Genomic DNA, 11,296 nt, shown 5'->3' with positions numbered 1-11,296 from the left:
TAAAGCGAAACATATTAACAAAAATCAGATTTTACGCTTCGATTCACAACAAGTTTTATTGAAATTACAGAGAATTAAGGAGTATCCAATGAAACCGATTTTAGGTATCACAATGGGCGATGCCGCGGGTATCGGACCTGAAGTAATCGTCAAAGCGTTAGAAGATAAACGAATTTACGACTTAGCGCATCCCGTTGTTATCGGCGATTTCAAAATTATGCAACGCGCATTACCTATCGTTAAATCCAATCTTAAACTGCGTAAAGTTGACGATCTCGATCATTATCAAAGTGAATTCGGTTACATTGATGTCATTGATTTAGATAACCTCCCTGCCGACTTGCCGTTTTCAAAAGTAGACGCCCGCGCGGGAAAAGCCGCTTATGAATTTATCGAACGTGCGGTTGATTTAACCCTGAAAGGAAAAATCCACGCAATTGTGACCGCACCTTTAAACAAAGAAGCGCTGCACGCGGGCGGCAAAATGTTTCCTGGGCATACGGAAATTCTCGCTCAACTCAGCCATACCGAAGATTTTTCGATGATGCTTACCAGCGAAAAATTAAATGTGATTCATGTCACTACTCATGTGTCAATGCGCCAAGCTTGCGATTTAATCAAAAAAGAGCGCGTTTTAACCGTCATCGAACTGGCCCAGGAATACACCAAAATGCTCGGTTTCAAACAACCGCGTATTGCCGTAGCGGGTTTTAATGCGCATGCGGGCGAGCACGGTTTATTTGGTACGGAAGATGAAGAAGAAATTTTACCGGCGGTTCTGGAAGCGCAAGCGAAAGGAATTAATGCGGTAGGACCGATTCCGCCGGATACCGTTTTCCATCGAGCGGCGAACCTGGATGAGTTCGATATGGTGGTTGTGATGTATCACGACCAAGGTCATATTCCGTTAAAACTCATCGGTTTCGACAGCGGGGTTAACGTTACGACCGGTTTACCGTTTATCCGTACTTCAGTTGATCACGGGACCGCATTCCAGATTGCAGGTCAAGGTATTGCCGACAGTCGCAGTATGACCGAGGCGTTATACCTTGGTGCCAAAATGGCCAATATCAAATATGAAAATCAATAAAAAAGGAGTTCATTATGTTTAAACCTGAAGGCGTTGTCGCACCAGTACTCACTGCACTGGACGAGAACGAAAAATTTAATCCGGAAGCCTACAAAGAATTTATTGATTATCTTATACAAGCCGGTATTCACGGCATTTTTCCATTGGGAACTAACGGCGAATTCTACGCTTTCAATCAAAACGAAAAACTGGAGATTATAAAAACCGCCGTTGAAGCGGTAAACGGTCGGGTTCCGGTTTATGCCGGCACCGGTTGTATTACGACGAAAGAAACCGTTGAATTCTCGAAGAAAGTGTTAGATCTCGGAGTAGACGTGCTTTCAGTGATTTCACCATACTTTGTTGCCGTTAGCCAGGACGATTTATATCGTCATTTTAATTCCGTCGCGAAAAGCGTTAATGCTCCTGTTTTGATGTACAACATTCCGGCACGCTCAGGCAATAATATCGACTATAAAACGGTGAAAAAACTTGCCGAAGAAAACAGCAATATTATTGGTATTAAAGACAGCAGCGGTAATTTCGATAACACATTGAAATACATCGAAAATACCGTTCCTAATATTAATGTTATGGCGGGCAGCGATTCATTAATCCTTTGGACGTTGCTCGCCGGCGGTACGGGCGCCATTAGCGGTTGTGCCAATGTGTTTCCCGAACTCATGGTGTCTATTTACGAATATTGGAAACAAGGTGATTTTGAGAAAGCGAATGAAGCGCAGAAAAAAATCCGGGCATTCCGCAATGTTATGCAAATGGGCAATCCAAATTCTGTGGTAAAACGTGCCACACTTTTACGCGGTCACAACGTAGGCCCTGCGCGCGAACCTTCAAACTGTGCCAATACGGTCATCGATCAAGCATTACAAGACGTATTTAAACTATACGATTAATCGAAAATTCACTTGGTAATCATTTATGTCAACTTATTCTTTATTTCATACCAATAAAATCATTGGCGGTGCCGGCAGTATTCAACAAATTGCCGATGTCGTAAAAAGCTACAACGCCGAAAATGTCGTTATTATTACCGATCCCGGCGTGTTCGCTGCAGGTTTAATCAACGAGCCTAAAGCAATTCTTGAAAACGCGGGTATTAACGTACAAGTAATTAACGATACGCCGCCCGAACCGCCATTGGAACAAGTTAATCAAATTTACCGGCATGCCCAAAATACTAATGCTCAAATGGTGATTGGTATTGGCGGCGGCAGCGCAATGGATACTGCGAAACTCGTCGCGATGTTGCTCAATAATAATGTTGAACTGCAAGATGTTGCGGACGGTAAAACAAAATTCAAAAACCGCGGCATTCCAACCGTTATGGTACCAACCACATCCGGTACGGGCTCTGAAGCTACGCCAAACGCAATCGTGCTTATTCCCGAACGTGAATTAAAAGTGGGTATCGTAGATGAAAAAATGCTGCCGAATTGCGTCATTCTAGATCCCGCAATGACCGTCGGTCTACCACCGCATATCACCGCCAATACGGGGATTGATGCGCTTTGTCACGCCGTGGAATGCTACATCTCCAAGAAAGCAAGTCCGTTCAGCGATACCTTCGCCCTAAAAGCGGTGGAATTAATCGGGCGCAGCATTCGTACCGCTTATCGTGACGGTAAAAATCTGCAAGCGCGCGAAAATATGTTACTCGGTTCTTATTTCGGCGGCGCATCTATTGCCACGTCAAGCACCGTAGCCATTCACGCATTATCTTATCCGTTAGGAGGTAAATACCATATTCCGCACGGATTATCGAATGCGATTCTATTGCCCGATGTGATGAAATTCAACCTTGATGCCTGTGAAGCAAAATTTGCCAATCTCGCGAAAGCGATGGGCTTAGATGTACAGGGTTGTACGCAACATCAAGCGGCAGAAAAATTGATTGATGAATTTTATGCATTAATTCGTGATTTAAACATTAAATGTGATTTGAAATCTGTCGGTATCACGGAAGAGACCTTGAGTGAGCTTGCTGATGCGGCTTTGACGGTAAAACGCTTACTTGATAACAATCCGAAAGTGATGACTAAAACGGATATTATTGAAATTTATAGAAAAATTATCTAATCCTCATCATTTTCCTATTAATCCAAAGCGCCATAGTGGAGGTGACTTATGACAACCCCAATGATTATTGCGTTAGCAATTACGATTTTAATGATTATTTTAATCATGAGAGACAAACTGCCTTTCGGCGTACCTCCGCTCATTGCCTGCCTGTTGCTCGTAGTAACAGGAGTGGTTGATATTAAAGTTGCTTTTGGTGGTTTTGCTAACTCAACCATTATGATGCTTGCAGCGTTTATGGCTATTATCGCAGCCTTGCAAAAGACCAGTTTTATCACCACATTTAAAACGGCTATATTCAATATGGCAAAAAAAGGCGGTTTTAAAGCATATACTCTTCTGGTTGTAGTCGTTATGCTGGGAACAAGTCTTTTTGGTATGGGCTCAACAGCTTATTATGTGTTGGTTATCGGGCTTTTGTCTGCATTACCGGAAAACAAAGCACTTGCGCCCTCTAAAGTATTGATGCCGGCCGGTTTTGCGGCTAACCATCCACTTGCGCCGTTTAATACCGCTTTACAATATGGTATTACAATTGCGGTATTGGAAGCGGCAGGAGCTGCGACTAATGTTAACTTAGTTGAATTTTCAATCGTTAATTTAATTCTCTCACTCAGTTTCTTGGCGTGGTCATTATTAGCCTACAAGATTTTACCGGAACATCCCATTTCTACTACCGGCGAATACAGTGATAATTTAGCGGAAGAACACAAAACCCAGCTTACAAAAAAACAAGAACTAGTCACTTATTCCTCCTTTGTTCTTGCAGTTATTGGTATGGTTGCGCAAAGTTACATTGGTGATGCGGGTTACGCCATAACCGGTCTTGCAGTGCTACCGATATTCTTGGCCGGTGTATTGAACTTCACAGAAATAAGAAATGCCATTAGCGCGCCTATCATTCTTATGTCTGCCGGGGTTATTGGGGTTGCTGACGCACTAGGAAGCACAGGGCTGACAGAAATGGTCGGTAAATCCGTCGCCGATATGCTCGGTTCCGACATCAACCCGTTCCTATTAATCTTCACTTTCTGTATTTTAACCAGTTTATTAGCTACGTTAACCGGTTCAACAATAGGTACGGTATTTGTATTTGCACCATTAGCTATCGCGACTTGCTTACAACTTGGATTCAATCCGACCGCTGCAGCAACCGCAATCGTTATCTCGGGCTGGTGCGGTCACTTTCTCCCTGTGGACGGTATGCCCGCATTAATTATGGGAACGGGGAAATATACCATGATCGAATTCTGGAAATTCACCATTCCGCAATACTTTATTCGTTTACTGGCTCTTACGGCAGGCGCACTGACTCTATTTCCGGTTTAATAGGAGAAACAAAATGACTGAAGAAATAATTAAATTAGATTTATCGGGTAAGGTTGTCGTTAATCCAAACGATAGCTCGCGTAAAGACGCCTACTTGCCGACAGAATGTGTGCAAAATCATGCGGCTAACTTATTACCATTACCAAACGGTGATTTGCTCTGCACTTGGTTTGGCGGAACGCAGGAAGGGATTTCTGATATTTCAGCCTATTTCTCACGCTTAAAAAAAGGCGCCGATACCTGGACGCCGGCGGTAAAACTTTCCGACGATCCGACCCGCTCGGAACAAAATCCTGTCTTTTTCTTAGATCCTGACAATATTTTATGGATTTTATATACCGCTCAGATTTCAGGTAATCAGGATACGGCGATCGTTCGTTACCGTAAATCAACGGACTTCGGCGAAACCTGGGGTCCAATCGAAGTGTTACTGGAAGATCCGAACAAAGGCATATTTATTCGCCAGCCAATTGTTGTATTAGATAACGGCAACTGGTTACTTCCCGTGTTCTATTGTATTGCACGCCCGGGTGAAAAGTGGGTCGGCAGCTATGACACCAGTGCGGTCATGATTTCAAGCGATAAAGGCAAAACATGGCGTTCCGTCGATGTTCCCAACAGTACGGGCTGTGTTCATATGAATGTGTTAAAACTCAAAGACGGCAGTTTATATGCGCTTTATCGCAGTCGTTGGGCAGACTTTATCTATGAAAGCCGTTCATTTGATAATGGCGAAACCTGGTCAGAACCTAAAGCGCTGCCATTGCCGAATAACAATGCCTCCATTCAGGCCGATGTGCTTGCTAACGGTGATATTGCCTTAGTATTCAATAATTCAAGTGCAAAAGACGCCAAAGAACGTCGTCTTTCTCTTTATGATGAAATTGAAGACGAAAGCAAAGAACAGAAAAAAGAAGCGGAATTGGTTGAAGGACAACGCAATGCATTTTGGGGCGCGCCGCGCGCACCAATGTCATTGGCAATTTCCACGGACAACGGCAAAACCTGGCCTTATATTCGTAATCTGGATGAAGGTGACGGTTATTGTATGTCCAATAACTCAAGAGAGCAACTTAACCGCGAACTTTCTTATCCAAGTATTAAACAAGGCCCGGACGGCAAACTGCATATTGCCTACACATTCTACCGAATGGCGATTAAATACGTATGCATTGACGAATCCTGGGTTAAAAACGCTTAACTTAATTATCAGGCATGTCATTCATGAAACGGCATGCTTTTCTCTAACGGGAGGACTTATGATTGCCGGAAATATGAAAATCCTGGATTTGGCAACATTACCCAAATCACTTTACGATATTTTATCTCACCCGGAATTTAGCCTAGAAAAATTGCAAGCATTGCCTGACGGCAAATATCAACCGGAAGGTGCGAAATGGTTTTGTAACGTTGGCGACTCACAAACCTCGCCCGCAGAAACCCGGCACACGGAATTCCACAAAAATTATCTTGATATTCAGTTAATTTTGGAAGGTGAAGAAATCATTAATTACAGCTTAACTAACGCAATCGGTCAAAGTGCGGTCGAAAAAAAGCCGGATTTATATATTTTAAATAATCCCGTGCTAACCAACGGCATTTTGTTGCGCGCCGGCGACTTCGTTACCTTTTATCCCGGCGAACCTCATCAAGCGTTATGCATGGTTAAAGCGCCCGCCACCGTACGCAAAGCGGTATTTAAAGTTCCCAAAGAAATTATCTGATCATATGACGCCGGCAAAATGCCGGCGTTTTTTTTATAAACTACGATGTAATAAAAATCATCGATAATTCAACGGATTTTTGCGCTATACTCTTTACACCGAAAACATAATTATCTATTTAAAATATAAAGCCGATAAGGAATGTCATATGCCAAACGATCGCCACGAAACAATCATGCTCTACCTGAAAAGTCACAATATCGCAACCGTGGAGCAGCTTGTTAAAGTCACTAATTCATCGCCGGCAACCATCCGCCGAGATTTAATTAAGCTGGATGAGAAAGGTTCGATTATTCGCACTCACGGCGGCGTGGCGCTCAATCAGTTTATTCCGTTTCAACCCACCACTAACGAAAAACAATCCCGCCAAATAATTGAAAAAGAACGAATTGCAGATTATGCGGTATCATTGATCACGGCAGGCGATTCAGTGGTTTTAGACGCCGGAACAACCACATTATGTATAGCGAAAAAAATTACCCATCTCCCGTTGCGGGTTATTACGACGGATCTGCATATTGCGCTGCTACTTTCCGAATATAAACAAATTGAAGTGACCATGACCGGCGGGCGTATCGACAGCAGCAGCCAATCTTGCATAGGCAATCAAAGCATCTCATTTTTACAGAACGTTAACCCGGATTTTACCTTTGTAAGCTGTAATTCTTGGTCATTAGAAAAAGGCATTACCGCGCCGACCGAAGAAAAGGCGGCGCTGAAAAAATCGCTTTTACACAATGCCACAAGACGCATATTAGTTGCCGACAGCAGCAAATACGGCAAATTTTCATTATTCTGCGCAGCAAAACTCGGCGAATTAACGGATATTATTACAGACCGCGCATTATCAAGCGAAACAGTTAACCAATTACGGCAAGCTGACATTCGCCTGACTACCACATAAGAACAAATCCGATTTCGCGCACAGAATAAGCAAAACGCACCGAAAAGTGCGGGCAAAAATTGATAAGTTTTTTAACCGTTATTCGGCGAGTTTTTTCTCAACCGCTTTTAACCGTTTGTTCATTTTATCAATGTCCATGGTTAACGCCGCGGTTTTGCGCCATTCTTTATTCGGTTGCAACGGGATACCGGAAGAATAAATGCCCGGTTTGTCGATCGGGCGCATTACCATGCTCATGCCGGTAACAATGGCCTGATCGCAAATTTCCATGTGTCCGTTAATCACGCTTGCACCGCCGATTTGGCAATAACGACCGACGGTTAAACTGCCCGCCATAATAACGCCGCCGGCAACCGCCGTTCCCGTGCCGATATGCACGTTATGAGCGATTTGGCAAAGGTTGTCGATAATCACGTTATCTTCAATCACGGTATCATCCAACGCACCGCGATCGATACAGGTGCAGGCGCCGATTTCCACACGATTGCCGATAATTACGCGTCCGGTTTGCGGGATCTTAATCCATTGACCGCGCTCGTTGGCATAACCGAAACCGTCGCTGCCAATCACCGCGCCGGATTGCACCAGACAATCCTCGCCGATTTCCACTTCATGGTAAATACTGACATTCGCCCAAAGCTGAGTGTTGCGACCGATTTTGGCATTCTGCCCGATAAAGCAACCCGCACCGATAACGGCGTTATCGCCGATTACCGCACCGGCTTCGATCACCGCATTGGCGCCAATCGACACGTTTTGCCCCAATAAAACGGTCTCAGAAATGACCGCACTTGGCGCAATATTGACCGCCGCTTTCGGAGTGCTATCCATATATTGCGCCAAACGGGCATAAGCCACATAAGGATTTTCTACAATAATCAGATTAGCGTCGTCGGCGCAAAATTCCACGTCGGCCGGCGAAACCACCAGAATGCCCGCCTGCGCCTGAGACAAATACGGACGGTATTTGACATTGGAAATAAAGGTTAAATGTTCGCCAGCGGCTTTATCCAAAGGAGCGATACTATTAACAACAACATCGGCGTTGCCACGAATGGCCCCGCCGATTTGGTTTGCTAATTCTTGTAAGGAATAGGAACGCATTCGGAAGTTTCCTTTTACCGATTATTCCGCTTTAGGCGCTTCCGCCGGTTTGCCGTCTTTCGGTTCCGCCGGTAACTTACCGCCTACGGCCGTTAATACGTCTTCGGTGATATCTTTGCCGTCCGCCGCATAAATCACTGAATTGGCGTCAAGTACATAGGTATAGCCTTTTTCTTTTGCGAAATCGTTAGTGGCTTTCTGGATGGATTCTAACAGTTTAGCGGTTTCTTCACGTTCAACCTGTTGTGTTTTTTGTTGGAATTTACGAGCTTTGGCATCTTGTTCGCGCATTAACTTGTTAATTTCATCTTCACGTTTTTTGATGTCTGCGCTGCGTAAATCTTTCGCTTCTTTTTGTAGCGCGGCGATTTTGGCATCGATTGCTTTTTTGCTCGCCGCTAATTTGTCGGCTTCACCTTTAAATTGGTCGTCTAATTTTTTAGCGATGGCTGCGCGATCCGGATGGTTCTGGAAAACTACGCCGGCATTTAAGAAGGCGATATTTTCAGCCGCAACGGCAGCGGAAGAGGCGAATGCTAAAGCTAAAGAAAGTGCGGTGGCTTTTACGACAGTTTTCATTGTATAAATTTCCTTGGTTGATTGTTAATTAATTTCGTGTCCGTTTCACAACGAACACGGATATTTATTTCGACTGATAAACCTTCAATTAGTTCATCGGAATTAGAACGAACCGCCAATACTGAATTGGAATTGTTCTACGTCGTCTTCATCATATTTTTTGATTGGTTTGGCGTAAGAGAACACCAACGGACCAATCGGCGATTGCCATTGGAACGCTACACCGGCGGACGCACGAATACGTGACGGATCACCGTAATCCGGCAGCGTCGGGAATCTTGCTTTATCCGCATCGCTCCATTTGGTATTCCACAAACTGCCCGCATCGACAAACAATGAAGTACGTACGCTGTTTTGGTTTTTCTCGGCAACAAACGGTGTCGGCACGATTAATTCCACGCTTGCCGTAGCCATGGCGTTACCGCCCACTACATCGTCGTTAACAAGATTGTAGTCACCGTTTTTATCCGCGTAAATCGCTTGCGGACCGAAACCACCGTAAGAGAAACCGCGGATCGTACCGATACCGCCCAAGTTATAGTTTTGATAGAACGGTAAACGTTTGCCGTTGAATCCGTTGGCATAGGCGGCTGACGCACGGCCGGAAAGCACCCATGAATGTTCACGGTTTAACGGATAATAACCGGTAGCTTCCGCGCTTAATTTATAGAATTTATTATCCGAACCCGGGACAGTCACGGTTCCGCCGACGGTAGCTTTCACCCCTTTGGTAGGGAAATAACCGCGGTTTAAGCTATTGTAATTCCAACCTGTGGAAACCGTATAGTCATGGGATTTAAATTCCCATCCGTCATAACCCATGGATTCACGATATAAATTACGGGTATATTCCGGACTAATATTGCTTAACTTATTATAGGCGTAACCCGCACCGATATAATAGGCATTATTTTCGTTAACCGGAAAACCAAGCGTTAAATTCAGCCCGTAAGTTTTACGTTTATAGGATGCCACATTATCGTCCGTGTCCGAGTTATCGTAAGTTTGATAGAACACATTTCCGCCCAGACTGACACCATCTTTGGTGAAATAAGGTTCGTTATAGGCCAAATCCACGCTGGTACCGTAGTCATTGCGGGAACCGCCCAGACTGATAGATGAGCCCATACCCAGGAAGTTATCCTGTTTAATGCTGGCTTGATAACTTAAACCGCTTTCCGTACCGTAACCGATACCGAAGTTAATGCTCCCCGTATTACGCTCTTTCACTTTATAGATAACGTCTACTTCATCATCCGAACCTTTCACTGGTTCATTGCGGTATTCTACGGTTTCATAAAAGCCGGTGCGATCTAAACGGGTTTTCCCCAATTCCACCAACTGGGAGGATAACCACGTTCCTTCCTGCTGACGCATTTCCTGACGCAATGTGCTGTCCGCACTGACGGTATTGCCTTCAAAACGAATCTGACGCACGGAATAACGGCGTCCGGCATCCACCACATAAGTAATATCCGCCGTTTTGTTTTCTTCATCCAAAGAAGGACTGATATTCACCTGCGCCATGGCGTAACCCTGTTCCGCCAATTTATTTTTAATATTTTGCTCGACATCAACAATTTCATTGCGGCGCAACTCTTCATTGAGATGCAGACTGTTAACCAGCGGTTGCAATTCATTCTGCATACCGCCCACATCACCGACAATTCGCGCGCTTTTCAGCGTATAACGATCACCTTCTTCCACTTTTAAACCGAGACGAACTTCCGTTTTTTCGTCATTTAATTTAACATCGGGCGTCACACGGGCTTTCGCATAACCGCGATTTTGGTAATAATCCGTTAACGTTTGAAGATCTTTGTTCATATCTTCAGTAGTGAATTTTGCACCGAATAGCTTATACCACGCGTCTTCGCTTAATTCCATCTGTTCGCGTAATGTATCGCTGTCAAAAGCGTTATTGCCGTCGAAAGTAATTTCCTTTAACTTCGCCACATCGTTTTCCGTCACCTGTAATTTGACTTCTGCGCGGTTATTCGGCAGGTTATTCACCACAGGTTCAACTTTCGCGTTATAACGACCGGTTGAGTAATAATGATCTTCTAGACTTTTAGCAAAAGCATTCAGTTTTTCGCGATTAAGCACTTCGCCGGCTTTCAAACCGTTGTTATCTAAATTTTCTTTCAGCGCTTCGGTAGGAATCGAATCGTTACCGGAAACCGTGACATCCGCAATAACCGGTTGTTGTGTCACGGAAATAAGCAAAGTGTTGCCCTCACGACTCGCCTGCACATTATCATAACCGCGCGAATAAAGCGTTTTTACCACATTTGCAATATCGGAATCCGTTACCCGTTTCCCCACTTGCACCGGCAATCCCGCAAGGACTTTCCCTTCCGCACCCGATTGCACACCATCAATCCGAATATCCTGCACAACGAATGGCGCTGCATACGCACTGGCAGAGCCGAATAACAAACTAGCTACTAAAAGTTTTCTCATTGTTTAAATCACCTATAAAGTGCGGTC

Annotated in this window: 10 protein-coding genes; 7 read left to right on the top strand and 3 right to left on the bottom strand. The window is 44.4% G+C overall.

Annotation, left to right across the window (positions count from 1 at the left end; translation table 11 throughout):
* The first annotated feature begins 88 nt into the window (after window positions 1–88).
* The 7 genes from pdxA (at window position 89) to P7M01_RS03385 (ending at window position 7,123) form a co-directional block, all read left to right on the top strand.
* A complete protein-coding gene (gene pdxA, locus P7M01_RS03415) occupies window positions 89–1,090 on the top strand; it encodes a 4-hydroxythreonine-4-phosphate dehydrogenase PdxA (RefSeq protein WP_202936911.1) in 1,002 nt (333 codons plus the stop codon).
* Between the two features lie 14 nt (window positions 1,091–1,104).
* Window positions 1,105–1,983, top strand: coding sequence for a dihydrodipicolinate synthase family protein (locus P7M01_RS03410; RefSeq protein ID WP_317482998.1), 879 nt, complete (start codon window positions 1,105–1,107; stop codon window positions 1,981–1,983).
* Between the two features lie 25 nt (window positions 1,984–2,008).
* A complete protein-coding gene (locus P7M01_RS03405; protein ID WP_317475061.1) occupies window positions 2,009–3,166 on the top strand; it encodes an iron-containing alcohol dehydrogenase in 1,158 nt (385 codons plus the stop codon).
* 48 nt (window positions 3,167–3,214) lie between these two features.
* Complete coding sequence (locus P7M01_RS03400; RefSeq protein ID WP_317482997.1) at window positions 3,215–4,495, top strand: SLC13 family permease; 1,281 nt, start codon at window positions 3,215–3,217, stop codon at window positions 4,493–4,495.
* A 13-nt stretch (window positions 4,496–4,508) separates the two neighbouring features.
* Window positions 4,509–5,696, top strand: a complete 1,188-nt coding sequence (locus P7M01_RS03395; RefSeq protein WP_317482996.1) for a sialidase family protein — start codon at window positions 4,509–4,511, stop codon at window positions 5,694–5,696.
* 58 nt (window positions 5,697–5,754) lie between these two features.
* Window positions 5,755–6,219: a YhcH/YjgK/YiaL family protein gene (locus P7M01_RS03390; RefSeq protein ID WP_317475059.1), complete on the top strand. Its 465-nt coding sequence runs from the start codon at window positions 5,755–5,757 to the stop codon at window positions 6,217–6,219.
* A gap of 148 nt (window positions 6,220–6,367) precedes the next feature.
* On the top strand, window positions 6,368–7,123 hold the full coding sequence (locus P7M01_RS03385) for a DeoR/GlpR family DNA-binding transcription regulator (RefSeq protein WP_317482995.1): 756 nt from the start codon (window positions 6,368–6,370) through the stop codon (window positions 7,121–7,123).
* 78 nt (window positions 7,124–7,201) lie between these two features.
* Here the strand turns inward: P7M01_RS03385 and lpxD are convergent, their stop codons facing one another.
* The 3 genes from lpxD to bamA form a co-directional block, all read right to left on the bottom strand.
* The gene (gene lpxD, locus P7M01_RS03380; protein ID WP_202936904.1) at window positions 7,202–8,227 is read right to left on the bottom strand and encodes a UDP-3-O-(3-hydroxymyristoyl)glucosamine N-acyltransferase; all 1,026 of its coding nucleotides are present in this window, start codon (window positions 8,225–8,227) and stop codon (window positions 7,202–7,204) included.
* Between the two features lie 21 nt (window positions 8,228–8,248).
* Window positions 8,249–8,806, bottom strand: a complete 558-nt coding sequence (locus tag P7M01_RS03375) for an OmpH family outer membrane protein (RefSeq protein WP_317478932.1) — start codon at window positions 8,804–8,806, stop codon at window positions 8,249–8,251.
* Between the two features lie 102 nt (window positions 8,807–8,908).
* Window positions 8,909–11,269 (bottom strand): outer membrane protein assembly factor BamA, encoded by a 2,361-nt coding sequence (bamA, locus tag P7M01_RS03370; protein WP_317482994.1) that lies wholly within the window; start codon window positions 11,267–11,269, stop codon window positions 8,909–8,911.
* Between the last annotated feature and the right edge of the window lie 27 nt (window positions 11,270–11,296).

Source organism: Exercitatus varius (genome assembly GCF_029577735.1).
GTDB classification, from domain to species: domain Bacteria; phylum Pseudomonadota; class Gammaproteobacteria; order Enterobacterales; family Pasteurellaceae; genus Exercitatus; species Exercitatus varius.
Note: the sequence above shows the minus strand (reverse complement) of the source record. Positions and strands in the feature narration are given on the sequence as shown.

Coding starts and splice junctions, on each gene's coding strand:
- P7M01_RS03375 (WP_317478932.1), bottom strand. CDS start 8,806: ATGAAAACTGTCGTAAAAGCCACCGCACTTTCTTTAGCTTTAGCATTC.
- pdxA (WP_202936911.1), top strand. CDS start 89: ATGAAACCGATTTTAGGTATCACAATGGGCGATGCCGCGGGTATCGGA.
- P7M01_RS03410 (WP_317482998.1), top strand. CDS start 1,105: ATGTTTAAACCTGAAGGCGTTGTCGCACCAGTACTCACTGCACTGGAC.
- P7M01_RS03405 (WP_317475061.1), top strand. CDS start 2,009: ATGTCAACTTATTCTTTATTTCATACCAATAAAATCATTGGCGGTGCC.
- lpxD (WP_202936904.1), bottom strand. CDS start 8,227: ATGCGTTCCTATTCCTTACAAGAATTAGCAAACCAAATCGGCGGGGCC.
- bamA (WP_317482994.1), bottom strand. CDS start 11,269: ATGAGAAAACTTTTAGTAGCTAGTTTGTTATTCGGCTCTGCCAGTGCG.
- P7M01_RS03400 (WP_317482997.1), top strand. CDS start 3,215: ATGACAACCCCAATGATTATTGCGTTAGCAATTACGATTTTAATGATT.
- P7M01_RS03385 (WP_317482995.1), top strand. CDS start 6,368: ATGCCAAACGATCGCCACGAAACAATCATGCTCTACCTGAAAAGTCAC.
- P7M01_RS03395 (WP_317482996.1), top strand. CDS start 4,509: ATGACTGAAGAAATAATTAAATTAGATTTATCGGGTAAGGTTGTCGTT.
- P7M01_RS03390 (WP_317475059.1), top strand. CDS start 5,755: ATGATTGCCGGAAATATGAAAATCCTGGATTTGGCAACATTACCCAAA.